Raw genomic sequence first — 25,506 nt, 5'->3', positions numbered from 1 at the left:
TTTATTCGTTCAGTTTTCAAAGGTCTACATTGTTTGTCGCGTTGTTTCAGCAACTTTTATATCTTAACAGGTTACTGAGTGAATGTCAACAACTTTTTTCATTTAATTTTGAAAAATGTTTGAAACTCAATTGGCAACTTCGAAATAATAACATTCAACAAAAAGCTTGTCAACATTTATTTTTCGTTGTCACATCAACATGTTTCAGCAACGTTATCGATAATATCATATTGAAAAATAATGTCAAATACTTTTCATTACTTTTTCAAAATAATTTCAGTTAAACAGAAAAATGGACTAGCAAACTGCTAGCCCATCGCCACTTCTATTCCATAATGATCACTAATTGTATACTCATTTTTCCCATCGAAAACAACTTGATAGCTTTCAATCTGAAAACATTGAGAGGCAAAAATGTAATCGATTCGAAGTTTCGCAGCATTTTCATCCCAGCCATCGATTGATTCTTCGACTGTATTCTCACCTATTTTTACCTTTGCTGAAGAAAAGGCATCCTGTAATTTCAATGAACTTCTATTAACCAGAGAATAGCCTTCATCGGCTTTCTTGGCATCATTATTGAAATCTCCCATTATAATCAATGACCCTTGTTTTTCTGACAAGTTTTTTTCCAATGCATGCCATTCGTACGCAAAAGCGTTTTCGTTCGTTTGCCACCAAGAAAAGTGACTGCTAACTACTATTAACTCCTGATCAGCGATCATTGTTTCACCAATTACTACCCTTCTCGTGTGATAATCTGAAGGGTCAGAGCTTTCAGATACTAATTGACTCGCTACTTTCATCGGCGTCTTAGACAATAGACCGATTCCTTCATGATAAATATCATAGCCGATATGATTGTAGGTCCAGCTCCAATAATAGCAACACCCCAGCTCTTTTAGACGTTCCGTTAAGCAGAACAAAAAATTGTCCTGATGAATGGTCTGCTGGTCTTCAGTTGGCTGAAAATACTTATCTACTTTTGCTAGTGGACTTGCAAGAAGCTGATTTACTTCTTGCAAGCCGATCAAATCATAGTCTTCTTTTGCAATACGTCTAGCCAATACCTCAATTTGCTGTTGGTCGTTATCTTCCATCCAGCTATGAGTATTCAAGGTCAATACTTTGATTGCTCTCGCCCCACTTTAATAATCGATTGTTCCAATCGTTTCCCCACGAGAAACGAGTCCTGTTTTATCATAATGGTAATTTTTGATCTTGTCACCATTTGTGAACACGACGATCATCGTGGTCATTTTGCCAGCTTCTTGAATTTTGGCCAGATCAGCCACAGCAACAACTTTGCCCGCCTTGACTTTTTCGCCCTCACGAACTTTGATATTAAATGCTTCACCGCCTAGATCAACCGTATCGATCCCCATGTGGAGCAGCACTTCGATCTCATCTTCTGTTTTAATTCCAATCGCGTGCTTCGTTGGGAATACGGAAACAATCGTCCCTGAGACTGGACTGGCGATATCGCCATTTTCTGGTATAACAGCAAATCCTTCACCCATCATTTTTTGGGAGAACACTTCGTCCTGTACCCGATCAATCGGAATTAATTCTCCGTTGGCTGGCGCGGCGAACTCCATATGCAATCCTTTAAAGGATGCAGCAGCTTTTAATGGTTCATTCGAGTCATTCTGCAGATTGCTGGCGGGTATCTCCACACCTGAATCTAATAAATCTTGAATATCTGATTTCAAAATATCGGCTTTTGGTCCATAGACTGCTTGAACGCCGTTGTCTTTAACCAATAATCCCATCGCGCCTGCTTTCTTCCAAGCTTCTTCACCGCCGACGATATTATTATCCGCCACCGTCACACGCAAACGAGTCATACATGCATCGACATCCGTAATATTCTTTGGACCGCCAAGTAGATTAATAATTTTCACAATTTGCGAATCCGCTGAGATTGATCCATCTGTGGGCGCACTTGTTGTTTCTTCACTATCTACTTCATAATTGCCGTTTCTTCCCGGTGTTGCGAAATTGAACTTTTTAATCATGAAGTTCGCAAAGAAATAGGTGAATACAGCAAACGCAATACTTGTTAGTACGAAGTTAAGCAGGTCATTACCAAGTCCTGCTCGCAAGGCCATTGGAACACGAGACAATAGTTCGATATTCCCGAATGAGTGGACCCGCAAATTGATCACGTCGGCCATTGCAAAGGCCGCCCCTTGGATCACAGCATAACAAGCATATAACGGTACCGCCACAAACATGAACATAAACTCTAACGGCTCTGTAACCCCTGTTAAGAACACTGCTACAGCCGCAGAAAGGAACATCGATTTGTATTTTTTCTTCTTGTCTGGATCGACATTCCGATACATGGCTAAAGTTAACCCCATCAAAATACCGGAAGAACCGATCATTTGTCCCACTTTGAATCGAGCTGGTGTCCATTGAGTCAATACATGTTGATATTGAGACATGTCGCCGCCATTTTTTAAATTGACTAAGTCAGTGGCCCACGCCAGCCACAATGGATCTTGTCCAAATACTTGACTTCCTGCTTGTGCACCGGTCAAAATCTCGTAAGTACCGCCCAACTGAGTATAGTTGATCGGAATCGTCAACATATGATGCAGTCCGAATGGCAGAAGCAGCCGCTCCAAAGTCCCGTACAGGAATGGTGCCAGTATCGGGGCGGTATCCTGTGAGTTTGCGATCCACTTACCAAATTCATTGATTCCCGTTTGGATGATTGGCCAAAAGAATGCCAGCACCAAAGCGACAATCACTGAACGCAAGATAACCACAAATGGTACGAAGCGTTTTCCATTAAAGAAGGTCAAAACCTCCGGCAGTTTCCGGAAATTGTAGTATTTATTGTAGGCTGTCGCTCCGACAAAACCTGCAATAATCCCGACAAATACACCCATATTAAGAGCAGGCGCTTCTAAAACGCTTGTAAAATAGCCGTTGACTAAAATTTTCTGACCAAATAAAGTATGCGTTGTTGCTTCTGCATTAGCCAACATATCAGAAGTTACGCCGAAGATTGCGCCAGTGATTCGATTAATTAAAATGAATGATAGCCCTGCCGCGAATGCACCGCCAGCCCGTTCTTTCGCCCAACTTCCACCAATCGCCAAGGCGAAGAGTAAATGAAGATTACCAATAATGGCCCAACCTATGTTCTCAACGACTCCTCCAGTAGTAACCAGCCAACCAAGATTTTCGTTGATCAATGGTAAAGATTTACCAATACTGATCATCAACCCCGCCGCCGGCATTACCGCGATTACCACCATCAGAGCTTTACCAAATTTTTGCCAAAACTCAAAACTAAAGATCTTTTTAATCCCTTTCATGTTTGTTCCTCCTTGTTTTAATGAATTAATTTTTCCAGGAAAAATTAGTTCGATCCGATGTCGCCTAACATACAACCAAAGTGCATACCCGCTATTACTGAGTGAACTCATAAGCAGGTCCGAATCTTTCTAACGAAAAAATCAACGGATTCATTTATACACGCCATTTTTCTTGTTGCCTTCGTTTTACGCAATCGGTTTCTCTGATTTGCATTATATACTCATTTTGTTTCTTTGTAAACTCTTTCACCTAAATTAATTTAAATTAAATCAATTTGTTGAATAAAACATCTTGCGAATTAAGTAAACAAACACTTGACTAACGCAACCGGTTGCGCGTATGATAGAGCTAAGAAAAATATTTGGATGTCCATTCAACTTTGCGCAAAGTGTAGGATAAGAAAAGCTTTTTGCAGGATTAGTTGACTGATATACGGTATCCGAATTGAACGAATTTTCTTTGAAAAATTGTTCATTATTACAAATTAGGAGGATTATCATGAAAAAAGTTCAGCGTCTTTTTGAAATTGACCCATGGAAAATTCGAACGACTCAGTTAGATAAAGTAAATCGTCGTTTACAAGAATCATTAACTAGTATAGGGAACGGCTATATGGGGATGCGAGGAAATTTTGAAGAAAGCTATAGCGGAGATCATCATCAAGGAACTTACTTTGCAGGTATCTGGTTCCCTGATAAGACTCGTGTCGGCTGGTGGAAGAATGGCTACCCTGAATATTTCGGTAAAGTAATCAATGCCATGGATTTCATTCAAATGAAACTATTCGTGAATGATCATGCGATCGATCTTGCCGTCACTGAAATTGAAGATTTTGATTTAGAGTTGAATATGCAAAATGGCGTACTCACTCGTACATTTGTTGTAGCAGTTGATGATGCAAAGATTCGTTTCACTTTCGAACGCTTTTTGAGTGTCGTTAAACAGGAATTAGCTGTGATTCGCTTAACTGCTGAGTGTTTAGCTGGTGACGCAGAATTGAAAGTCATTTCTAAATTAGATAACAATGTTCAAAACGAAGATAGTAATTATGAAGAAATGTTTTGGTTAGAAAAAAATCGGGGACATCAAGAAGACATCAGTTTCCTAACTACCGAAACTGTTCCGAATAGCTTCGGTATTGAACAGTTTTCTATAACCGGCGCCATGCAGCATATTAGCTCTGCAATCGGCCTGCAACAAGATGACACATTAGAAGTAGCCGAGACCTTTACGTATGACTTAAAAGCGAACGAATCAATGCGATTGGAAAAACGCGTGGTTATCTTAACTAGTCGTGATGTTCCTGAATCGGAGCAAAGTGAAAAAGCCATCGAATTGCTGACGGACTATGCCGCTTCTTATGAAGAGCTGCTGGCCGAGCAAAATGAAGCATGGGCTAATCGATGGGCTCTAGCGGATGTGCGGATTGACGGCGATGACGAAGCGCAGCAAGGTATTCGCTTTAATATTTTCCAATTATTCTCTACTTATTATGGTGAAGATGAACGCTTGAATATCGGTCCAAAAGGCTTCACAGGTGAGAAATATGGCGGTGCGACTTATTGGGATACCGAGGCCTATGCCGTGCCGATGTATCTAGGTATCTCAGATCCAAACGTAACAAAAAACTTGCTAAAATATCGCCACAACCAATTACCACAGGCACAACACAATGCTCGTCAACAAGGTTTAAAGGGCGCATTATATCCGATGGTTACTTTTACTGGGATCGAGTGTCATAATGAATGGGAAATTACCTTCGAAGAAATTCACCGGAATGGTGCGATTGCACATGCGATTTATAATTATACGACTTACACTGGCGACGAAACATACATCCAAAAGGAAGGGCTTGAAGTGCTGACCGAAATTTCTCGCTTTTGGGCCGATCGGGTGCATTATTCAAAACGCCAACAAAAATATATGATCCATGGTGTGACAGGACCAAATGAATACGAAAATAATATTAACAATAACTGGTACACCAATTATTTGGCGACTTGGGTCCTATCTTATACCTTGGAAAACTATAAAAAATACCAAGATCAGACAACGGTGGCAATCTCACCAGAGGAACAAGCAAAATGGCAGGAGATCATTGATCACATGTACTTCCCTGCAGATGAAGAATTAGGTATCTTCGTGCAGCATGATACCTTCCTAGATAAGGATTTAATGCCAGCTTCTGACTTGTCACCAGAAGATCGTCCATTAAACCAAAATTGGTCATGGGATAAAATCTTGCGTTCTTGTTTCATTAAGCAGGCGGATGTTTTACAGGGCATTTATTTCTTTAACGATCAATTTACCGCTGAAGAAAAACGAAAAAACTTTGAGTTTTATGAACCAATGACCGTTCACGAGTCTTCCCTATCTCCTTCTATTCATGCGATCTTAGCTGCTGAACTTGGCCTAACAGATAAATCAATGGAAATGTATCAGCGGACTGCTCGTCTGGACTTGGATAATTACAATAACGATACTGACGACGGTTTGCATATTACTTCCATGACCGGTAGCTGGTTAGCGATCGTTCAAGGCTTCGCTCAAATGAAGACACAGAGCGGTACGTTGAGCTTTGCACCGGTAATGCCGAAAGAATGGGATCATTATTCTTTCCATATTAATTACCGCGGCCGATTACTAGCGGTGAGTGTAGATCAAAAAGAAGTGCAAATTGACTTGAAAGATGGACCGACCTTAGCTATGATGCTTTATGGGAAAGAAATTTCTTTGAGCGATTCTGTCACGGTCCCACTAGAACAGGGGGAACCAAATGTTTAAAGGTGTTTTATTCGATTTAGACGGCGTGATCACCGATACCGCTGAGTATCATTACCTAGCATGGAAAAAACTAGCGGATGGATTAGGAATCTCGATTGATCGTCAATTCAACGAAAAATTGAAGGGTGTCAGCCGTGAAGACTCTTTGCGGTTGATCCTTGAACATGGGAATCGTGAAAAGGATTTTTCTGATGAGGAATTCCAACAATTAGCAAAAACAAAAAACGACAATTACGTCGAAATGATCCAAGCTGTTTCGCCAAAGGATGTTTATCCCGGCATTTTAGAGCTGTTGAAAGACTTAAAACAGTCCGGCATAAAAATCTCTTTAGCTTCAGCTAGCAAAAACGGTCCTTTTCTATTGAAACAAATGGAGCTGACCGAATATTTCGACGGCATCGCTGATCCAGCCAAAGTAAAAGCTGGAAAACCAGCACCGGATATCTTTATCTTGGCAGCACAGGTAGTCGGCTTAAAACCCGAAGAATGTCTCGGGATCGAGGATGCACAGGCAGGCATTGCGGCTATCAAAGCCAGCGGCGCTTTACCAGTTGGTGTCGGAAATGCAGAACAATTAGGTACCGACATCGCATTGGTCGGTTCAACTGCTGAATTAAGTTTAGCGTATTTAAAAAAGCAATGGGATAAATAACTATTTGAAAGGGGAGCGAAATATGACATCTACAGTTAAAGACGTAGCGAAAAAAGCGAAAGTCTCTCCTTCTACTGTTTCCCGTGTAATCAATGATCATCCCAGTATTTCTGCTGAGACGAAGCAACGGGTGCGCAAGATCATGGATGAGATGGGGTATTTCCCTAATGTAACTGCGCGAAATCTTGGAAAACAGCGAGCAAATTCGCTAGGCGTGATTTTACCACCTCTTGATTCCCGTGAACGTTTAGGTAATCCATTTTATTTAGAGTTGTTGAACGCGGTCAATGAAACGGCTGCGGAGTTTCAAGTGACGACTGCTGTTGCTTCTTCCGATAACAGCGAAACGTTATTGGAAAATGTGACGCGGATGCATCGCCAAAAGCAAGTCGATGGATTTATCTTGGCTTATTCTGAAAAGGATGATCCGATCGCGGAATACCTTTATCAGAATAATATCCCCTTCACTCTGATCGGCCGCCCACCGAAAAGAGAAGCCGATATTGTGTATGTGGATAATGACAACCAGCTATTAGGCAAACAAGCGGCGGAGCATTTGATTGAAAAGGGACACAAGAATATTTTGTTCGTTTCTAATGTGAATCAAGAAGTCATTTTCTTCGAACGCTATTTCGGCTATCAAGAAGCGATGATGCTTCAAGGCTTGCCGACACATCCGCCACTTACGATGCTGCAGCCGGAGGACTATACGCAATTTCCTGAAGTGATCGAAGAAACTGGTGCCACAGCATTAGTCGTGATCGATGATATATTCGCTTTGCGGATGATCCAATTAGCAACATTGCATGGCTATAAAGTGCCGGATGACCTTTCAGTTATCAGCTTCAATAATTCAATTTTCGCAACATTAGTCCACCCTTACTTAACGACGATCGACATCGATATTTCCGATCTTGGACGGCTGGGCACACAAAAGCTGATGGAACAAATTGATCAGAAGCAATCCAGCGGCGTTCAATTAGTTGTTCCTCATCATTTGATCCAGCGGGAAACGGTCCGTACGATTTAAATAATCCTTAAATACGACCTGCCAAACTTGTGGCAGGTCGTTCTTTTGGCTATACTAGCAAAAAATCAGAAAGAAAGTGGTATAGATGATTCTTTTTTTAGTTGTGCTCGCAGCACTCTTTCTGATCTATTGCCGATATTCCACCTATCAATTGGTCGAAAAGCATTTTAAGATCACAAAGGACACAACACTCGTTATCGAAGAAGGAAAGAAGGATGGATTAACAATCGCTCAAATCAGTGACAGCCATTTCTCCCCTTTTTATTCACCGAAGCGTTTTGATAAAATTATTGCGAAACTCAATGAAGCCAAACCAGATATCGTGTTGTTCACTGGTGACTTAATCGAAAATTATCGCTATTGGCAATCGCGGGATTGCGAAGCGATCAGTCAGCAATTGGCGAATATCGAGGCACCAAAAGGAAAATTCGCTATTTTAGGCAATCATGATTATCGTTCGGATGGCCATGAAGCAGTCAGCCAAATATTGGCGGACGGTGGTTTCACCTTACTAAATAATCAGAGTACTTTAGTGGAACAATTAAGCTTGACTGGTATTGATGATGGACAAGAAGGACGACCGGATTATGATACACAGCCTCAGAAGACAGAATTTTCGATTTTGATGGTCCATGAACCGGATCAGGTTCGCCACTTAACTGAGCTTGAGCGTTTTGACTTGATCTTATCCGGCCATAGTCATGGCGGGCAAATTCGTTTCCCGATTTTACCTTATAAAAACTTCGGTTCAAAAATCTATGATCGCGGAATTTATCAATTAACGCCGCAAACTTGTTTGTTCGTCAATACGGGGCTTGGAACTACAGGACCGCCACTGCGTTTCAGAGTGACGCCAGAAATAGTATATTTTCACCTATAGAAAAAGAGTTTGACAGCCTTCCTTTAACGGAAAGCTGTCGAACTCTTTTTATGCGCGCATTTTTTGTTTGATATACGGAACCATCAGCGGCACTAATGAAACGAAAACGATCATCAGCATGATCAATGAGAAATGTTCGCTGACGATTGGGATATTCCCTAAGAAATAACCAGCCAGACTGACGACTGTTCCCCAGACGATCGCGCCGAAAATATTGAAGCTTGAGAAAATACCCCAGTTCATTTTACTAGAACCGGCAATAAACGGAATGAAGGTCCGCACAAACGGCATGAAGCGACCTAAGAAGATCGTCCACTTTCCTCGTTCATTAAAAAAGTTTTCCGCCTCTCGCACCTTATCTTCTTTAATAAAGCGGGAGATCGGACTATGATACAATGCCCTCACGCCGATGGTATGGCCGATCCAGTAATTCATCATGTCACCTAAAATCGCCGCAATCACACAGATCCCGATCACATAGGGCAAATGAAGAACGTTTCCGCCTAATGCAGTCAGCGCACCGGCCGCGAACAAGAAGGAATCGCCTGGTAAGAATGGGAAGATGACGACCCCTGTTTCAATAAAAACAATTGCAAATAAGATTGGATAAATCCCTACACCATATTGGTGAACCAATGACACCATATGGGCATCGATGTGCAAAATAAAATCAATCAAAGCCATTTAGTAAACTCCTTTAGAAAAGATTCATTCATTATCATACGCCTTTTCAAAAATAATAAAAGAAAGATTCGCTGTTCTATAGAAAAATTAAATTTTATTCGGAAAATGGTATAATAAGAAAAAAGATCAAAAGGAGTCCTTTATGAGCGTTCTTTCTCATATGAAGAGCATGCAGAAGGAAATGTCTGCAGCCGAAAAAAAAATCTACTGCTTCATCCGTGACAATAGCGAAAAAGCTTCAAGTATGACGGCCAACGAAATCGCGGAAGCCTCTGGTGCCAGCGCGCCGACTGTCGTGCGTTTCTCCAAAAAAATGGGTTATAACAGCCTGACTGACTTTAAAATTGAGCTTTCTGCCGAAACGATGCAGGAGCGCAGCAATAACACATACAGCGATGTGGATCATGACGAACCCTTCCACAGTTTAAAGAATAAATTAGCCAGCAACGCCCGCTATACGATTGATGAAACGACCGCTTTGTTCAACGAAGAAGTCTTTCTCAAGGCCTGCAAGCTATTAGAAGAAAAAGAATTTTGCTACGTTTTAGGCATCGGGGCTTCCAATCTAGCAGCGACTGATATCGTCCAAAAATGGAGCCGCTTAGGGAAAAATGTCATCAGCGAACAGGATTATAATACGATTCTGCCGCAGCTGGTCCTTCATCAAAAGGAAGCCGTGATTTGGCTGGTGTCAAACTCTGGACTGACCTCTGAATTGATCGCGTTGGCGGAAACGGCCAAAGATTTAGGTATCCCAATCATTACATTGACCCAATTTGGACAAAATCCGCTGGCCAAGCTTTCTGATGTAAGTCTGCAAACCTCTCGACCGACCGAAGCAACTTATCGTAGTGCCGCGACTGATTCGATCCTGGCGCAATTTATTACGGTGGATCTATTGTTCTATGTTTACATCAGCCGCAATAAAGAAAATGCTGAGAAAATCTATACCACACGTGCAGTCGTGCAGGAATACCGGAAAAAATACTTTTAACAGAAATAAACAGCCGAGTGAAACGAACGTAAATCCGTCATTTCACTCGGCTGTTTTTATTATTGGAAAAATTCTTGAGCGATCGTCACGCTGCTCAGCGCATCTTTGGCGTAGTAATCGGCACCGACAAATTCGCGGTATTCTTCATTCAGAACCGCACCGCCCACCATGAATTTTGTATTCAGACCAGCTTCCTTGGCGGCTTGGATCGTGACCTTCATGTTCTGTACAGTAGTGGTCATCAGAGCGCTTAATCCAGCGAGCTGAATCTTTTCTTCTTTTAGCGTTTCAATGACTGTTTGGATCGGCACGTCTTTGCCTAGATCAATCACCTCGAAACCATAATTTTCCAGCACCATCTTAACGATATTTTTCCCGATGTCATGGATGTCCCCCTGCACGGTCGCCAAAAGGATCTTTCCTTTGGATTCTGATTCCTGCCCATGAGCTTCAAAATATTGCTTCAGCACTTCTTGCGATCGCTGCACGGCTTCCGCTGACTGCATCAGCTGCGGTAAGAACAAAGTCCCTTTTTCAAATTTTACACCCACTTCATCCAACGCCGGAATAAAGAATTGATTGACGATCTCCAGCGGTGTCATAGTTTCCAACAGCTGTTTCGTTAAAGCTGGCGTATCTTCCTTTTGTCCCTTTAAAATCAGCGTCTTCAAATCAACCTTTTCCGACGTTGCTTCAACAGGAGCGGCGGACTGACTGCTGGTGATCGTTAATTGCTGACTTTTGGCGATATAATCCGCAGCATCGCGGTCTTGGTTGTTGATGACTCTTAAAGACTGCACCATCTGCATCAAGAAGTCTGATAATGGATTAACGATCGGCGCATTAAGTCCTGCTCCCACTGCCGCGGCTAGAAACGCCCCATTCAATACTTCGCGATTCGGCAAACCAAAGGAGACATTACTTAAGCCAGCAACGGTCAACACCTCTAATTTTTCCCGAAGCAATTTGATGGTATCCAAGGTTACCTGTACTTGATCTTGTTGAGCCGAAGCAGTTAACACCAATGGATCGATCATAACATCCTCTTTGGGAATCCCATAACTGGCGGCTGTTTTGACGATTTTTTCCGCGACCGCTAAACGTTTTTCAGCCGTATCAGGAATGCCCGTCTCATCCAGTGCCAAGCCCAGCACAACTGCGCCGTATTTTTTGGCGATAGGAAAAATTTCTCGCATACTTTCTTCTTTGCCGTTGACTGAATTGATCAGTGGCCGACCGTTATAATAGCGGGCGCCCGCCTCAATAGCAGCGATGCTCACACTGTCGATCTGCAAAGGCGCTGTTACGATTCCTTGAAGCTCTTGCACGACCTTCTGCATCATTTGGGCTTCATCAATTTCCGGCAAACCAACATTGACATCCAAGATATCCGCGCCGGCCTCGATTTGCTTCAGGCCTTCCTTTAGAACATAACTAATATCTTTTTTCCGCAGCGCTTCTTTTAGCCGTTTCTTACCGGTGGGGTTGATTCTCTCGCCGATCAGATGCAAGCCATCGTTTAAAATGACGGTTTGACTACCAGAGGTAACGGCTGTAACTTTTTGCGGCATGATTATTGTCGCGGGCGTCTCATCGACTAATTGACGCATTTTTCCGATAAATTCTGGCGTCGTTCCACAGCAGCCACCGACAATCCGGACACCGCTTTTCAGCATTTTTTCGACAGCTGAGCCGTAATCGTCCACTGTAAGCGAGTAAAAAGTTTGACCATCCTTCATTTCTGGTAGACCCGCATTGGCTTGTACCATCACTGGTATGACGGCATACTTCAAGATTTCTTCCACGATTGGCAATAATTCCTTCGGTCCGAGTGAACAATTCACTCCAACGGCATTAATTCCTAATGATTGCAGGGTCAAGATCGCAGTGACAGGATCAGTCCCTACAAATGTCCGGCCATCCTCTTGAAAGGTCATGGTACAAAAGATCGGCAGCTGAGTATTTTCTTTGATCGCCAGAATTGCGGCCTTCGTCTCTAACAAATCCGACATGGTCTCCACCACCACAACATCTGCACCCGCTTCTTCTGCCAACACCGCTTGCTCTTGAAACATCTCATAAGCCTGATCAAAACTCAGCGTTCCCATCGGCGCCATCAATTGGCCGATAGGGCCCATATCATAGGCAACATATTTGGGCTGAGCAGCTCTTGCCAGCTTAACGGCAGCGTGAATGATCGCTGGCAGCTCGTCTTGCTTTAATTTCACCCGGTTGGCCTGAAAGGTATTGGTCGTAATGACATCCGCACCAGCTGATACATATTCCTGATGAATCTGTGTGATCGTCTCTGGATGACTCAAATTAAAATATTCTGGCTCCAGTCCAACAGGCAGACCCATTTTTTGCAGCATTGTTCCCATCGCTCCATCAAAGAGCAATCTATTTTCCTTTAATTCTTCGATAATCGTCATTTTCTCACCTTCGATATTCACAGATTTTATTCATGGAGCAGTCATTACAGGCCGTTTTTTTGCGCCGTGGTCGAGCGACGGTTTCATCATCGAAAAGCCCGATGATGGCAGTGACCGATTTGCGCGGGATCATTAAGAAGCTTTCGGTTAGATTGATCCCTAACCGTTTCGTTGCGTCTGTGACCGCTAAAAACTTCACCTGTGTCTCAATTGGCAGATCGCCATAGCCGGGACTGAAGCGGCGATTTAGGACCAGTTGTTCTTCAGCTACCTCTTGTTCAATGACGCATTCGGCCAGTTCACAGATTTTTTCGATATATCCCACACAGCAGGCATCTAAGATCAAGGCCTTGCTCATTTCAGTTAATTCGTATTTGCGAATCTGACGCTCCACTTCGATTCCCAAGGTTGCCGCCAGCAGAGCGACTTTTTTCGCATGCTTCAGGTGATTATAGATGGCTTTACCTTCTAAAATCAGATCTGTTCCTATAACCTGAATTTGTTGTTCATTCTCTACAGGCTGACATGGAAAAATCAGAAACGTATAACGAGGATTCGCCACCTGCATAACTTCCAACATCAATTGCTGGATTTGCTGATCCATTTCCGGCGTCAGCTCCTGCTTGCGCCGATAACCTAGATAACGCAATATTTCTTTCTTCTCTAACTCCACTTCCATTAACCAAGCACCCCTACTTGTTCATTACAATCCTGTTCGTAGTTATAAAAATTCTTATCCTAGAGAATAGCATAAAAAAGACTGCTTGAATATCAAGAATTGTGAAAAACTTCATAATCCTTCGATTCTATCCTATTTCAAAAATCACACTGGACTTTTTCTTGAGTATAAGGAAGGAGGTAAAAGAATCGCACTCTTTCACCTCCTCATCATTTGATTAAACGTTTATCCAGATCGCGATATCCACGATTATATCTTTAACGATCTTTTCTTTCTTCCGAATCGCTGCTTTGATTGGCAATAAATATCTATCTTGTTTTGTATCAAACCAGATCGATGTTTGCCATTGGCTATCACCCGTTCTAACAGTCACCCGCATTCTACCCCAGCCCTCTTCCAGTTCTTTGAACTGCTTTCGAATTTCTCTTGATAATTCTTCTGGAAGTTTAACAAACATCCAGCCTGGCAGGTCAGGCGAAGATGAATGATGATAAACCTTTGCCGAAAATTCATATTTCATCCCTAATTCATCCATCTGTATGTCTCCTCATCTTTTAGAAAAGTGTAGCACAGGTAATGCGACAAAGGATGTCAGATTACAGTTAAATCATAAGTGAAAAAAAGCGGCGCCATCTCGGCACCGCTTCTCGCTTAATTATACTGTTGTCGCTTTAAATACTTCTTCTGATGCATGAACTGCCCCAGTTTTTTCTAGGACGTGGGTTGCCACATCACTCATATTGGTAATCAAGACCATCATTGAGGTTCCTTTACCGGCCTCTTTGATTCCGGCTAGATCAACATTGGCGACCTGCGTTTCAGAGGTAACCGTCTGTCCTTCTTTTGCCAGTACATCAAATGGTTTGCCGTCTAATTCGACTGTATTGATTCCCATGTGTAATAAAACTTCTAGTCCGCTGTCAGTCGTGATGCCGATAGCGTGTTTGGTTGGGAAAATCGTTGAGACTTTTCCGGCAACTGGTGAATAAATCGCACCGTTGGTTGGTTCAACGAAATAGCCTTCACCCATCATTTTTTCAGCGAATACAGGATCTGCTGCTTCTTCTAACGGATGAACAGAGCCTTCTGCTACAGAAGTGAAAACATCTGTTGCATGAGCAGTAACGGGTGTGCTGACAACAGGATCATGTGCTTCAGCGACTGTTGTTTCCGCTAATTCTTGTTCTGCTAATTTATCCTTTGGAATACCGAAAAAATAAGTGGCTACGAAGCCGCCAACATATGCAGCTAACAAACCAAGGACATAGCCCCACCAGCGACCATCAGCGATCAATGGAATCAATGCAACCCCTGAAGGTCCGATCGCGATCGCGCCGATTCCGCCGAGTGCTCCAAGTACGCCACCACCGATACCGCCGCCGATACAAGCTGTGATGAATGGACGTCCTAGTGGTAAGGTAACACCGTAGATTAATGGTTCACCGATACCAAGGATACCAACTGGTAACGCGCCTTTGATCATTTCAGTCAATTCTTTGTCTTTGCGTAATTTGATCCATAGGGCAAACGCTGCGCCGACTTGTCCAGCACCAGCCATAGCTAGGATTGGTAACAACAATGTTTTTCCTGTTTCGCCGATCATTTGAATATGGATCGGCGTCAAGATTTGATGCAGACCGAACATAACCATCGGTAAGAACAGTGCGCCTAGGACAAAACCAGAGAAGGCTCCGCCAACCGATAATACCCAGTTGATTCCGCCAACCATACCATTAGAAATGAAGCCTGCTAAAGGCATGATCAAGAAGATTTCCAATAATCCGATCACCAATAATGAAATCGTTGGCGTGACGATAATATCAACGGCATCTGGTACGATTTTGTGCAGACGTTTTTCAACGATCGATAATAACCAAACAGCGAAGATCACACCGATGATTCCGCCTTGCCCAGCAGCCAGCGCATCGCCGGTGAATAGATTCTTGATTGGTGCTTCAGGGTTCATACCGGTCAAGAGCACAACTGCTCCAATGACCCCACCTAAAGTAGGTGTAGCGCCGAAAACCTGCGCCGCGTTAACACCAGTGAAGATAACTAAATAGCTGAACATCCCATTCTTCAGAATATTCATGACATCGATGATCTGCTGCCAATTGGCTGCGTCAATCGTTCCAGCAGTGACTAAGTTTGTTAGGATCGCTGCGATACCAGCAACTAAACCTGAACCGACAAAGGCTGGGATCATTGGTACGAAAATGTTTGAAATATCTTTTAAGATTGCTTTAAATGGTGAATTCTTTTGCTTCGCTTTTTGTGCCGCTTTCATTTCTGCCGCTTTGGCGTTGACTTTGTCTTTTCCAGAGCTGTGAGGTAGTTCTTCGCCAAGCTCGACCCCAGCCATATCGACCATTTCTTTAGCGACCTTATTGACCTTTCCTGGTCCGATGATGACCTGTAATTGTTCATCATCGACGACACCTAACACACCAGGAATACTCTTTAACTTCGCTTGATCGACTTTACTATCATCACGAATACTCATCCGTACACGGGTCATACAGTGAACGACGCTTTGGACATTCTCCATTCCGCCAGCACCGTCGTAAATTTCTTTAGCGATTTGGTTCAAGGTTAATTCTTCTTTTGCCATTGTGCTTCCCTCCTAAATTGTCTTTTTAACAAATCCATCGGCTTGGATTAATTTTTCAGCTGCTGCTTCTTTCGAACTGTCGGTCAAGATCATCACGATCGCTAATTTAACATTTTGATCTGCTTCTGCAAAGTATCGCGCCGCTGTTTCATAATCTGCGTCAGTCGCTTGCATGATGATGCGTTTCGAACGTTCGACTAACTTTTCATTGGTTGGCTTCACATCCACCATCAAATTGTTGTAAACTTTTCCGATTCCGATCATGCTGATGGTCGAAATCATGTTCAAGATCAATTTTTGCGCTGTCCCTGATTTCAAACGAGTTGAACCTGTTAAGAACTCTGGTCCGCAATCAACTTCGATCGGCAAAGCGGCATGCTTGCTAATCTCAGCGCCTTTGTTGCATGAAATTGTTCCAGTTGACGCACCGATTGAACGAGCATAATCGAGTCCACCGATGACATAAGGAGTCCGTCCGCTGGCTGCGATCCCGATCACCATGTCATTTTCTGTTAGTTTCAAATCGACTAGGTCTTGTGCACCTAGTTCTGCATTGTCTTCGGCGCCTTCAACGGCCACCGTCATGGCTTGTTCGCCGCCTGCTATCAAACCAACTACCATTTCAGCTTCTACACCGAAAGTTGGTACACATTCCGCCGCGTCCAAAACGCCTAAACGTCCGCTGGTTCCAGCACCCATATAGATTAGGCGTCCACCTCTTTTAAAGGCTGTAATCGTTGCTTCGATCACTTTTTCAATTTGTGGTAATTGTTCTGCGACTGCGTCGGGTACGTTGTGATCTTCTTGGTTCATCAAATGTACGGCTTCTGCCACACTCATTTCATCTAAGCCAAAAGTTGTTTCATTGCGTCGTTCGGTTGTTAAGCTCTCTAAATTAATCATTATTTTTCCACACTCTCTAAACTAAATTTCTGTCCTGCTTTAATATGTTGAATCAAGGCTTTATCCTGATCGATCACCTGCCCGACCACGTTGACCTTCTCATCGGCCGGCAGTGTTCGTTTTACAATCTGAATTTCACCCATATAACGTAGATAATTTGCATTGTCGATCGTTACTGAGCCGAGTTCTCGTGCTCTAGCCGGCAACGGTTCGACATGCGGGATTTTTTTGAAACGGGCCTCCGCGCTGCGGATCACATCTCGCGCTTCATCTTGACGATTGATATGGGTACCTAAGACATACTCAACTTGCTTGTCGAATGCTTCTACCCTTAGTTTTAACGTTTCTTCTTTCATATAGAAAGAAAATTGCCTCAAGGTCTCAGCTGATAAGCCGCTGTCGCCGATATAAACCTTATCAGTATCGGCTAATAGATCCAGTGCCGCCGCTAATGGATGCAACCCGCGATGCTCTTCCAAAGTTGGTAAGCCCTGATACAAAGGTCCGCGTAACTGTTCATCACCGGGAACAAAGCCTTGTACCGTGAAGCCATAGCCTTGGAGCCATTTGTTCTTCTTGTGATACCATTCTTTGTCTAACCCTGTCTCAGGTCTTGGATAATAGTTGTGCCAAGCTTCTAAGTGATCAAAGTTGGCAGAGGCAGCTCGCAGCTCTTGAATATCCGTTTCAGTAATCGTAGATGCATTCAATGCGATCAGCATTTGCTGTGACAGCTTGGCGATCTGCTGATTACTGATGTGATAATCCATCCTCAAGCCAGTTACCCCAATTTCATTCAGCTTATCTACCCGATCAAAGGAAAATCCAGCGCGGTCCAATGCTTCACCTGAGATATCTACCATCAGTTCCAAGTTACTGGATTTGGCAGCTGCACCTAAATCAGTCAAGCGCTTACGATATTGCGCCGCGTCATCCTCTGGAATGTGCAACGACGTGAAAATACCAGAAAAACCATTTTGCGCCATTTCTTCTATATAATCGGTCGTTTCACTCGTCAAACCTTCATTTAAGAAAATTGAAAAACCAAACATGTCCTTCCTCCTCCATTAAGGAAATCCTTTTTTGCTTTGTAGCCTATCCAACGAAACGCTTGCCACTATCTCAAAGTAAAAACCCCGCTGTGAAAACGTTTCATCTTTATGAAGTGATTATAAACGCTATTCACGAAAAATGCAACACTATTTCACAAATATTTATTTTACAGTGAAATTTCATTTCTTAACTGAGCATGTTATCCATCTTTTTAACGCTTTTTAGGTATACTGTTTGATGGAACTTGAAAGGGGAATTATCATTATGAAAATCGCAATTGCTGGAGCGGGTGCTATGGGGAGTCGCATCGGCTTGATGCTCCATCAAGCAGGAAATGAAGTTATTCTGATCGACCGTTGGCCGGATCATATTAAGGCTATTCGTGAGAATGGTTTGGTCGGAGAATTTGAAGACCATGAAGTGGTCGCTCGCCTGCCGATTTATTCGCCAGAGGAAATCGTCGGAGATCATGCAAATGTTGATCTAGTCGTGGCATTAACAAAATCAATGCAGCTCGAAGCAATGTTTCAAGATATTCAGCCGATCATTGGCGACCAAACCTTTGTCTTTTGTTTATTGAATGGTTTGGGTCATGAAGAAACGTTGGCAAAATTTGTGCCAAAGGAAAATATTATTTTCGGTACGACAACCTGGACGGCCGGTTTGGCTGGTCCTGGTCATGCAAAACTAGTTGGCTCTGGCAGTATTGAAATGGAAAATTTAGATCCGAAGGGAAAAGCCTTCACCTTAAAAGTATTGGAAGTTTTTCAACAAGCAAAACTCAATCCAAAGCAACAATGTGCGCTATTCCATTTGGAAAAAGGCATGTATCAATGGCACACTGAATGGGTTATGTACGATTTTAGATTGCAACATTGCAGAATTAGGCGCTTTGACAGAAACAAGAGGGTTGTTAGAATCGATCGTTGCGGAATTTTCTGTAGTAGCTAAAGCAGAAGGAATTGAACTCGATCAGCCGCAAGTGATTCGCGCGATTGAAGCGACTTATGATGTGAAAACGCAAGGGCTGCATTTCCCATCGATGTATCAGGACTTGATTCGTAACCATCGCAAAACAGAAATTGATTATATCAATGGTACTGTTTGGCAAAAAGGCAAGAAGTTTCAGATTGATACTCCCTATTGTGCTTTCTTGACTCAATTGATTCATAGCAAAGAAGAGTTGCTGAAGGCAAAATAAAAAAAGCGCCGAGGCGCTTTTTTTATTTAAGGCTATAATTTAGCTTCTGCCAATAAAGAATGAAACCACTGCAACAACAATCACAGCACCAATAATAGAAGGAACCAGTGCCATACCTGCTAAGCTAGGGCCCCATGAGCCTAATAAAGCTTGACCTATCGCAGAACCTACTAAACCAGCAACGATATTAGCAATCCATCCCATTGAACCGCCTTTTTTAGTGATCGCTCCTGCAATCACACCAATCAACGCACCAATGATTAAAGTCCATAACCAACTCATTCTTCTCTCCCTCTTTCTATATAGAATAATTACATTATTATGTTACAAATAATCTTCCTTTTTTCCTATTATCTTGCTCATTCATGCTTCACTAAATCCATGATAGCCATGGTAAATACTTGATCCATCAACATTCTGAGCATTCTTATGATTAACTTCATAAATTTCTTCAATTAGGAAAATTTTGAAGTAAAAAAACAGCATTATACTAGTAATTGAAGATTTTTGCCTCACTTAGTTAACGAAAAAAGTTTTAGCTATTTATTTACTCATAAAACATTGAAATAAATCGATAAAATAACTAACACTAGCAATTTATAGCCTTTTGATGAAAACAACATGAAATTTCTTTCACGAAAATGGAATTGTCAGAATATTTTGCTATTATAGTCAAATAATTATCAGAATATTTCAAATCTACAAACTATTCTATCAATTCTAGAAACGAGGCATCTTTATGGAAAATAAATTACAAAAGCAAATGACCTCTCGCCACATCATGATGTTGGCCCTTGGTGGTGCGATCGGCGCGGGACTCTTCAAAGGAAGCGGAGAAGCAATCGGCATCGCCGGCCCTTCAGTTATTCTCGCTTTTCTGCTTGGCGGATTAGTACTCTTTATCGTAATGAACGGCTTAGGCCGCTTAGTGTTAGCCAGTGACAATGTTCAAGGCTTGTCTGGGATCATTAAACCTTTTCTTGGTGAGCGAACGGCTGACTTTATTGATTGGCTGTATTGGTCATTATGGATGGTCAATATCATTGCAGAGGCGGTGGCGGCGGCCAGCTTTATGCAGCTTTGGTTCCCTCATGTTCCATCTTGGGTGTTCGTTCTAATCTTGGCTGTGTTGACAACCCTGATTAATTTGTATTCAGTTCGACTGTTCGCAGAAACCGAGTATTGGTTAGCGTTTATCAAAATTGCTGTCATCATTATTCTGATCGTCTTCAGTGCTTATCTAGTCGGGCATGAAATGTTTAATATCGGTTTTGTGGATACGATTTCCCGGATGAACAGTCACGGCGGCTTTACTCCTCATGGACTGCAAGGTTTAGTTAATTCACTTTTAGTCGTAATTTACTCTTATGGTGGTTCTGAACTAATAGCGATCACCGTCAGTGAAACAGAAGATCCTAAAACAGCGATCCCTAAAGCAATAAAAGGTGTCATGGGAAGAATCATTTCCTTTTACATCGTTCCTATGGTCTTGCTTTTGATAATCTATCGGTGGGACACCTTAGCAGCAACAACGGCTAGCCCATTCGTTATGGTTTTCCAAAAAATGCACATTCCCTTTGCTACCGATATCGTAAACTTCGTGATCGTCTTGGCACTATTTTCTTCGATTAATTCAGGTGTCTACGCATCATCAAGAACGTTGTACTTCCGAGTAAAAGCCAATCCCGGCTTTACTTCTAAGCTGGCTGTTCTAAATAAACATCAAGTCCCACAACGGGCAGTCTTATTCTGTACCGGCACCCTATATCTAGGTGTCATCCTGTCTTACTTCTTAGGAAATAAGCTGTTCAACTATTTAGTTGGCTCCCTGTCTTATTCCGTTTTATTAACATGGTTGCTGATCAGTGTAGCCGCCTTTGTCTTAGCGCTGAAGAAAGGCACGAAAATTGAACGCTTCTTCAGCGGATTAGTGATCTTGGTACTTGGCTTGATTTTCATTGGTATCCTAATGAACAATCCGATCGGCGTAACACTCTTTACCGCTTGTATCTATTTAATTATCCTTTTCAGCTATCGTAAGAAACATGCAGACGCTGTGTCAGAACAGCTGTAAAAAAATGTCGTATCAGTCTATTATCGATTGATACGGCTTTTTTTATTCCGGTTATGGAAAGTACGCTTTACATACAGTCATTTATGACTTATACTATAAATGTAAAGCAAGCTTTCCGTAAATAGAATCAATAAATTAGAGGGCTTTCTGGATACCCATTATTTGATGCAGTAAGAATATATTTATCTAAGAATTTGTTTGAAGGAGTACATCTCTGAAATGGAGGGAGAAAAATGAAAAAGAATAAGACGAAAGATCTGCTCATTGCCTTTACTGGTGTTTTATTGATTGGCATTGGATTCTATTTGATTAAAGCGGTAGACGATTCCAACACTATCATGAAGACTCTGCCTTATCTTTGCATTGGTTTAGGATGTGGTTTGTTTGGATATGGTCTTGGTGAAGTTATCAGTAAAAAAGCAATCGAAAGTGATCCAAAATTGGCCAAACAAATTGAGATCGATACAAAAGACGAACGCAATGTGATGATCGGAAACATGGCTAAAGCAAAAGGTTTTGATATGATGCTGTATATTTATTCCGCTTTATTATTAACCTTCGCCTTGATGGGCATCAGCTTCACAGTCATCATTCCAATGTTGGTGGCTTACCTATTTATCATCGGCTATTCCATCTATCACCGCTTGAAAATCGAAAAATCACTATAGCTGAGAATATATGAAAAGAGCAGAATTAGTTTTCTGCTCTTTCTTCGTATCGCTTTATTTATTTTTCTTCGCTGCCCATGAACTTCGCAACAAAGGCAGCAATGATCGCGCCTAATGTTGGAGCAAGCAAGTATACCCAGTAGTGGGATAACGCGCTGCCGCCGGCAAAGATTGCTGGACCTAAGCTGCGGGCTGCATTCAATGAACCGCCAGTTAAGTTAAGAGCGACAATGATCAAGAATGCTAATGTGATACCGATCGCTACTGGAGCCATTTGCGCATTGCCGTATTTCTCGCTGGTTACCATCAAGATCACAAATACGAATAGGAAAGTAATTAATGTTTCCACGCCAAATGCTTGCGCTGCACTGATATTAGGGAAGTCATTTTGACCAAAGCCATCGCTAGGTAACTCTAGAGCATGAACATAAATATATAAAATTGCTGAAGCTACAATTGAACCTAGCGCTTGGGCGATGATGTAAAAAATACCATCCTTCACTGCTAAACGTTTGTTGATCATCATTGCGATAGATACACCCGGGTTAAAGTTCCCACCTGAAATGCCGCCTACTGCATATGCCATTATTGTGATCGCTAGACCAAATGCTAAACCAATGGTCAGCGTACCGCCTTTAGCAACTACTACTGTACCAGTTCCTAGAAAAACAAGCATGAAGGTCCCGATAAATTCTGCCAAATATTTTTTCATTTTCATTACACATCCTTTACAAAATAATTGAGACTTTAGTTTATTTAATTCCTAAATTTTTGTAAAGTGATAAGCAACACCTCTTATTTTTCTCTCTTTTTTACTATTTGTCAGAAAGAATCTATTTGATAAAGAGTGTTATTTCAGTAATTTGCATCAGTGTATGAAAATGGATGAAAAGAAAAAAATCCCTCGATAATTCGAGGGATCTTCATACTAGACCAATACGACTTCTACATCGATGTTTCCGCGTGTCGCTTTTGAATACGGACAGAACTCGTGCGCTTCTTCGACGATTTTTTGTGCTTCTTCTTTTTCGACGCCAGGTAATGAAGTTTCTAAAATCACTCCGATTTGATAACCGCCATCATCCAGTTGATACAAAGAAACGCGCGCTTTGACTTCGGCATCTGACTCGATCTTGTGCTCTTTCAACATATGGTGAACGGCACCATTGAAACAAGAGGCATAGCCGGCCGCAAATAATTGCTCAGGATTTGTTCCTTCTGCATGAATAGAAGGTGGCTCGATCTTCATTCTCATGCTGCCATTTGGCGCCTGCACATCTCCGGTACGTCCGCCGTGATTAATCATTGCTGTTTCATACATTTTTTTCAAAAATCATCAGTCCTTTTCTTCTTCTTGATTAACAGTCTACGCGTTATTATTTGATGACACAAAGATATTGCTCACAAAAGAAGCTTTTGACTAAACAATTTTTTATTTTTTTGGCAAAAATGATAAACTATTTGCAAACGATTACAATGAATTTATTTAGTGCTATAATTTATTACGAAGGGGGGATTGTCTTTGAAAAAAATCTTTATGATTTGTCTCGTTGCATCTTTCTTACTTGTTGGATGTAATCGGGGTCCATCACAGGAACCAACCGAAAAATCTACCAATGATCCAGCTACTACAGAAAGTTCGACACGTCACAGCGAAGATTCATCAAGCAATACTCAGACGTCAGCAGCATCCTCATTCGATAGGTCAAGTAGCCAGTCGTCTACAGTAGAAACTACGTCTTCCAGTACTACATCCTCTACGAAACAGCCAGAAGTAGACTCTGTTTCTGCCGAGGAATTTGGCGGATACGCGACGTTCTACTTTAGCGGTATGAACGTACCGGATTCAATAAATATCAATACGAACACAAATGAAGTCACCTTCAATGCTGATACGAGTCAAGAAGCCGTTTATAATCTTTCGATGCAAGATGGGCCAGTTAAAACAGTCCGTGTTTTTTCTGCCAATACGAATGAAATAAGAACCGTCAGGGTGAGCACTACGCTATCCATCGGTGTCCAGATATCTGGCGCAACAAATACGAATAATCAATCTGGCAATCTTTATTTATTCCACAACAAGCATGGCGGATTGTCACTAGCGACGCCAAACTATGCTGGAAATGTTTCGGAAGACCAAATGGATGTGATGCTTGAGGTTCTGCAATAAATTTATCAATAGCTTTCCAGCTGAGCATTTTCAGTGCTCGGCTTTTTTATTTCTATATTCCTGTAAATCAGAGTCTATACAAGTATTTTCATTAACAGCTGATAATACTAATAAAACAAAGTAACTCTTTTTAAATTACTTAAAGACTTTCTGGCAACACCTCGCAAAAAAGGAGAGTCGTTTGACCCTCCCTCCATTTCTGAATTATTATTGAATATTTACATCAATTACTTGATAGAAAGCATTGACAGTATCACTGATATTCCAAACTGCCAAAATCACATTGTCTCCTTTTCGATCCTTTGGAATTGTGATTTGCTGCTTCACAACTTTTGATGGTATTTTTCCATGATCATCAATTTGTTTTATTAACTCAAAATCAGTAAACGTCATTGGTTTATTTGGATTCCAATTAGGTTTAGTAATGTAATAATCCCACGTACTTGTTCTATGCGGTGCTGTGAGATACCATGAAATCGTCAATGCACCAGAAGAAATACGATTTTTATGCCAGCGATTAATGGATTGATCGTCTAAAGGCTCAAAGCCACTGACTCCAGCGCTAGCTATTTTCCCTTCTATAAAAGTTCCCTTCTTTGCTTCAATACTTTGAGGTTCCCACTGCGCTCGTCCAACATTTTGATTGAGATTTCCACCTGCAGCTGTACCTAAATAAGCACGACTTCCTGGTGATGTTACATAGCCGTGGGCAAAGGCCGGTAAAGTAAAGCCAAACATACTAATACATACAACGCTAACAGCAAGCAATCGTTTCAGTTTTTCCATAATACGCCTCCTAGATTTTTATTAACCTATAACACTTATTAAAAAACATTTCTTCGAGCTAGCTCACTTATAATAGTAACGATACTGTTTTAGGGATACAACAAAACTGTATAATAACTTAGGTATTTATAATAACTTACTCTAGATCTTTAAATCAGCTAATTAATAACAATAGTTACAGAAAAGAAGGCGTTATCTCAAGCAGTACAAATCTAAACAAGCTATGAACTTATTCGAACTATTCCAAAATCCCTATTATTGAAAAGAATTCGATTAATGAGAACAATTGAAATAATTCTCATCCTTTCACAATGCTTCAAGTCAAATCAGTTCAAATTTATATTTAAGCAACAAAAAAAGGACCTAAGCTTAGGTCCTTTTTCGAACAATCAAAAGTGATTATTTTAATGTTACAGATGCGCCAACTTCTTCTAAAGCAGCTTTAAGTGCTTCAGCGTCTTCTTTAGATACATCTTCTTTAACTGGTGCAGGAGCGCCATCAACTACAGCTTTAGCTTCTTTCAAGCCTAAGCCAGTTGCTTCACGAACTGCTTTGATAACTTTAACTTTTT

22 protein-coding genes and 1 pseudogene are annotated in these 25,506 nt (G+C 41.7%); 9 read left to right on the top strand and 14 right to left on the bottom strand.

All coding sequences use genetic code 11. The annotated features are described in order from the left end of the window. Positions 1 to 308: 308 nt before the first annotated feature. Together E6139_RS21755 and E6139_RS21750 are read right to left on the bottom strand one after the other, a co-directional pair. The gene (locus tag E6139_RS21755; protein ID WP_316405643.1) at positions 309 to 1,124 is read right to left on the bottom strand and encodes an endonuclease/exonuclease/phosphatase family protein; all 816 of its coding nucleotides are present in this window, start codon (positions 1,122 to 1,124) and stop codon (positions 309 to 311) included. 24 nt (positions 1,125 to 1,148) lie between these two features. Continuing rightward, positions 1,149 to 3,332: a PTS transporter subunit IIBC gene (locus tag E6139_RS21750; RefSeq protein WP_316405642.1), complete on the bottom strand. Its 2,184-nt coding sequence runs from the start codon at positions 3,330 to 3,332 to the stop codon at positions 1,149 to 1,151. 499 nt (positions 3,333 to 3,831) lie between these two features. On the opposite strand from E6139_RS21750, the gene E6139_RS21745 reads away from it, so the two are divergent. The 4 genes from E6139_RS21745 (at position 3,832) to E6139_RS21730 (ending at position 8,679) form a co-directional block, all read left to right on the top strand. Then, positions 3,832 to 6,117 (top strand): glycoside hydrolase family 65 protein, encoded by a 2,286-nt coding sequence (locus tag E6139_RS21745; RefSeq protein ID WP_316405641.1) that lies wholly within the window; start codon positions 3,832 to 3,834, stop codon positions 6,115 to 6,117. Further along, the gene (gene pgmB / locus E6139_RS21740) at positions 6,110 to 6,769 is read left to right on the top strand and encodes a beta-phosphoglucomutase (protein WP_316405640.1); all 660 of its coding nucleotides are present in this window, start codon (positions 6,110 to 6,112) and stop codon (positions 6,767 to 6,769) included. Before E6139_RS21745 ends, pgmB begins: the two co-directional genes overlap by 8 nt. A 22-nt stretch (positions 6,770 to 6,791) precedes the next feature. Beyond that, entirely contained in the window at positions 6,792 to 7,799 is a 1,008-nt protein-coding gene (locus tag E6139_RS21735) for a LacI family DNA-binding transcriptional regulator (protein WP_316405639.1), read from the top strand. An 85-nt stretch (positions 7,800 to 7,884) separates the two neighbouring features. After that, positions 7,885 to 8,679: a metallophosphoesterase gene (locus tag E6139_RS21730; protein WP_316405638.1), complete on the top strand. Its 795-nt coding sequence runs from the start codon at positions 7,885 to 7,887 to the stop codon at positions 8,677 to 8,679. A 48-nt stretch (positions 8,680 to 8,727) separates the two neighbouring features. On the opposite strand, the gene E6139_RS21725 is transcribed toward E6139_RS21730, so the two are convergent. Further along, positions 8,728 to 9,363, bottom strand: coding sequence for a VTT domain-containing protein (locus E6139_RS21725; protein WP_316405637.1), 636 nt, complete (start codon positions 9,361 to 9,363; stop codon positions 8,728 to 8,730). A gap of 142 nt (positions 9,364 to 9,505) precedes the next feature. Here E6139_RS21725 and E6139_RS21720 point away from each other — a divergent pair, with 142 nt between their 5' ends. Continuing rightward, positions 9,506 to 10,357, top strand: a complete 852-nt coding sequence (locus E6139_RS21720) for a MurR/RpiR family transcriptional regulator (RefSeq protein WP_316405636.1) — start codon at positions 9,506 to 9,508, stop codon at positions 10,355 to 10,357. Positions 10,358 to 10,416: 59 nt separating this feature from the next. On the opposite strand, the gene E6139_RS21715 is transcribed toward E6139_RS21720, so the two are convergent. The 6 genes from E6139_RS21715 to E6139_RS21690 form a co-directional block, all read right to left on the bottom strand. Further along, positions 10,417 to 12,789, bottom strand: coding sequence for a homocysteine S-methyltransferase family protein (locus tag E6139_RS21715; protein ID WP_316405635.1), 2,373 nt, complete (start codon positions 12,787 to 12,789; stop codon positions 10,417 to 10,419). A 4-nt stretch (positions 12,790 to 12,793) separates the two neighbouring features. Beyond that, entirely contained in the window at positions 12,794 to 13,468 is a 675-nt protein-coding gene (locus E6139_RS21710; RefSeq protein WP_316405634.1) for a vitamin B12 dependent-methionine synthase activation domain-containing protein, read from the bottom strand. Between the two features lie 217 nt (positions 13,469 to 13,685). Further along, the gene (locus E6139_RS21705; RefSeq protein WP_316405633.1) at positions 13,686 to 14,003 is read right to left on the bottom strand and encodes a DUF1905 domain-containing protein; all 318 of its coding nucleotides are present in this window, start codon (positions 14,001 to 14,003) and stop codon (positions 13,686 to 13,688) included. A 120-nt stretch (positions 14,004 to 14,123) separates the two neighbouring features. Continuing rightward, positions 14,124 to 16,079, bottom strand: a complete 1,956-nt coding sequence (locus E6139_RS21700) for a glucose PTS transporter subunit IIA (RefSeq protein ID WP_316405632.1) — start codon at positions 16,077 to 16,079, stop codon at positions 14,124 to 14,126. Positions 16,080 to 16,091: 12 nt separating this feature from the next. Continuing rightward, positions 16,092 to 16,982, bottom strand: coding sequence for an N-acetylmuramic acid 6-phosphate etherase (gene murQ, locus E6139_RS21695; protein ID WP_316405631.1), 891 nt, complete (start codon positions 16,980 to 16,982; stop codon positions 16,092 to 16,094). Continuing rightward, positions 16,982 to 18,034 carry a DUF871 domain-containing protein gene (locus E6139_RS21690; protein WP_316405630.1) on the bottom strand — a complete coding sequence of 351 codons (1,053 nt, stop codon included), beginning with the start codon at positions 18,032 to 18,034 and terminating at the stop codon, positions 16,982 to 16,984. Before E6139_RS21690 ends, murQ begins: the two co-directional genes overlap by 1 nt. A gap of 265 nt (positions 18,035 to 18,299) precedes the next feature. Between E6139_RS21690 and E6139_RS21685 the strand changes: the two are divergent. Beyond that, a pseudogene (locus tag E6139_RS21685) lies at positions 18,300 to 19,236 on the top strand (2-dehydropantoate 2-reductase). Between the two features lie 39 nt (positions 19,237 to 19,275). On the opposite strand, the gene E6139_RS21680 reads toward E6139_RS21685, so the two are convergent. Then, positions 19,276 to 19,518, bottom strand: coding sequence for a GlsB/YeaQ/YmgE family stress response membrane protein (locus E6139_RS21680; RefSeq protein ID WP_316405629.1), 243 nt, complete (start codon positions 19,516 to 19,518; stop codon positions 19,276 to 19,278). A gap of 457 nt (positions 19,519 to 19,975) precedes the next feature. Between E6139_RS21680 and E6139_RS21675 the strand changes: the two genes are divergently transcribed. Then, positions 19,976 to 21,310 (top strand): amino acid permease, encoded by a 1,335-nt coding sequence (locus tag E6139_RS21675; RefSeq protein WP_316405628.1) that lies wholly within the window; start codon positions 19,976 to 19,978, stop codon positions 21,308 to 21,310. A gap of 233 nt (positions 21,311 to 21,543) precedes the next feature. After that, positions 21,544 to 21,978, top strand: a complete 435-nt coding sequence (locus E6139_RS21670) for a hypothetical protein (RefSeq protein WP_316405627.1) — start codon at positions 21,544 to 21,546, stop codon at positions 21,976 to 21,978. Positions 21,979 to 22,036: 58 nt separating this feature from the next. Here E6139_RS21670 and E6139_RS21665 read toward each other — a convergent pair whose 3' ends face one another. Then, on the bottom strand, positions 22,037 to 22,690 hold the full coding sequence (locus E6139_RS21665) for an MIP/aquaporin family protein (protein WP_410470561.1): 654 nt from the start codon (positions 22,688 to 22,690) through the stop codon (positions 22,037 to 22,039). Positions 22,691 to 22,906: 216 nt separating this feature from the next. Further along, entirely contained in the window at positions 22,907 to 23,308 is a 402-nt protein-coding gene (locus E6139_RS21660) for an organic hydroperoxide resistance protein (RefSeq protein ID WP_316405625.1), read from the bottom strand. Between the two features lie 192 nt (positions 23,309 to 23,500). Here E6139_RS21660 and E6139_RS21655 point away from each other — a divergent pair, with 192 nt between their 5' ends. Beyond that, the gene (locus tag E6139_RS21655; protein WP_316405624.1) at positions 23,501 to 24,148 is read left to right on the top strand and encodes a hypothetical protein; all 648 of its coding nucleotides are present in this window, start codon (positions 23,501 to 23,503) and stop codon (positions 24,146 to 24,148) included. A gap of 207 nt (positions 24,149 to 24,355) precedes the next feature. Here E6139_RS21655 and E6139_RS21650 read toward each other — a convergent pair whose 3' ends face one another. Together E6139_RS21650 and E6139_RS21645 are read right to left on the bottom strand one after the other, a co-directional pair. Then, on the bottom strand, positions 24,356 to 24,934 hold the full coding sequence (locus E6139_RS21650) for a lytic polysaccharide monooxygenase (protein ID WP_316405623.1): 579 nt from the start codon (positions 24,932 to 24,934) through the stop codon (positions 24,356 to 24,358). A 399-nt stretch (positions 24,935 to 25,333) separates the two neighbouring features. Continuing rightward, positions 25,334 to 25,506, bottom strand: a 173-nt coding sequence (locus tag E6139_RS21645) for a ribosomal protein L7/L12 (protein WP_316405644.1), incomplete at its 5' end; no start/stop codon positions are given.

The organism is Enterococcus sp. (assembly GCF_032555305.1).
Lineage (GTDB): Bacteria > Bacillota > Bacilli > Lactobacillales > Enterococcaceae > Enterococcus_A.
This window is presented reverse-complemented; position numbering and strand designations above follow the sequence as displayed.

Excerpts from the sequence above, each read along its gene's own strand:
- E6139_RS21675 (WP_316405628.1), top strand. The coding sequence starts at position 19,976 with ATGGAAAATAAATTACAAAAGCAAATGACCTCTCGCCACATCATGATG.
- E6139_RS21680 (WP_316405629.1), bottom strand. The coding sequence starts at position 19,518 with ATGAGTTGGTTATGGACTTTAATCATTGGTGCGTTGATTGGTGTGATT.
- E6139_RS21745 (WP_316405641.1), top strand. The coding sequence starts at position 3,832 with ATGAAAAAAGTTCAGCGTCTTTTTGAAATTGACCCATGGAAAATTCGA.
- E6139_RS21725 (WP_316405637.1), bottom strand. The coding sequence starts at position 9,363 with ATGGCTTTGATTGATTTTATTTTGCACATCGATGCCCATATGGTGTCA.
- pgmB (WP_316405640.1), top strand. The coding sequence starts at position 6,110 with ATGTTTAAAGGTGTTTTATTCGATTTAGACGGCGTGATCACCGATACC.
- E6139_RS21735 (WP_316405639.1), top strand. The coding sequence starts at position 6,792 with ATGACATCTACAGTTAAAGACGTAGCGAAAAAAGCGAAAGTCTCTCCT.
- E6139_RS21720 (WP_316405636.1), top strand. The coding sequence starts at position 9,506 with ATGAGCGTTCTTTCTCATATGAAGAGCATGCAGAAGGAAATGTCTGCA.
- E6139_RS21705 (WP_316405633.1), bottom strand. The coding sequence starts at position 14,003 with ATGGATGAATTAGGGATGAAATATGAATTTTCGGCAAAGGTTTATCAT.
- E6139_RS21700 (WP_316405632.1), bottom strand. The coding sequence starts at position 16,079 with ATGGCAAAAGAAGAATTAACCTTGAACCAAATCGCTAAAGAAATTTAC.
- E6139_RS21670 (WP_316405627.1), top strand. The coding sequence starts at position 21,544 with ATGAAAAAGAATAAGACGAAAGATCTGCTCATTGCCTTTACTGGTGTT.
- E6139_RS21650 (WP_316405623.1), bottom strand. The coding sequence starts at position 24,934 with ATGGAAAAACTGAAACGATTGCTTGCTGTTAGCGTTGTATGTATTAGT.
- E6139_RS21690 (WP_316405630.1), bottom strand. The coding sequence starts at position 18,034 with ATGTTTGGTTTTTCAATTTTCTTAAATGAAGGTTTGACGAGTGAAACG.
- murQ (WP_316405631.1), bottom strand. The coding sequence starts at position 16,982 with ATGATTAATTTAGAGAGCTTAACAACCGAACGACGCAATGAAACAACT.
- E6139_RS21665 (WP_410470561.1), bottom strand. The coding sequence starts at position 22,690 with ATGAAAAAATATTTGGCAGAATTTATCGGGACCTTCATGCTTGTTTTT.
- E6139_RS21750 (WP_316405642.1), bottom strand. The coding sequence starts at position 3,332 with ATGAAAGGGATTAAAAAGATCTTTAGTTTTGAGTTTTGGCAAAAATTT.
- E6139_RS21710 (WP_316405634.1), bottom strand. The coding sequence starts at position 13,468 with ATGGAAGTGGAGTTAGAGAAGAAAGAAATATTGCGTTATCTAGGTTAT.
- E6139_RS21715 (WP_316405635.1), bottom strand. The coding sequence starts at position 12,789 with ATGACGATTATCGAAGAATTAAAGGAAAATAGATTGCTCTTTGATGGA.
- E6139_RS21730 (WP_316405638.1), top strand. The coding sequence starts at position 7,885 with ATGATTCTTTTTTTAGTTGTGCTCGCAGCACTCTTTCTGATCTATTGC.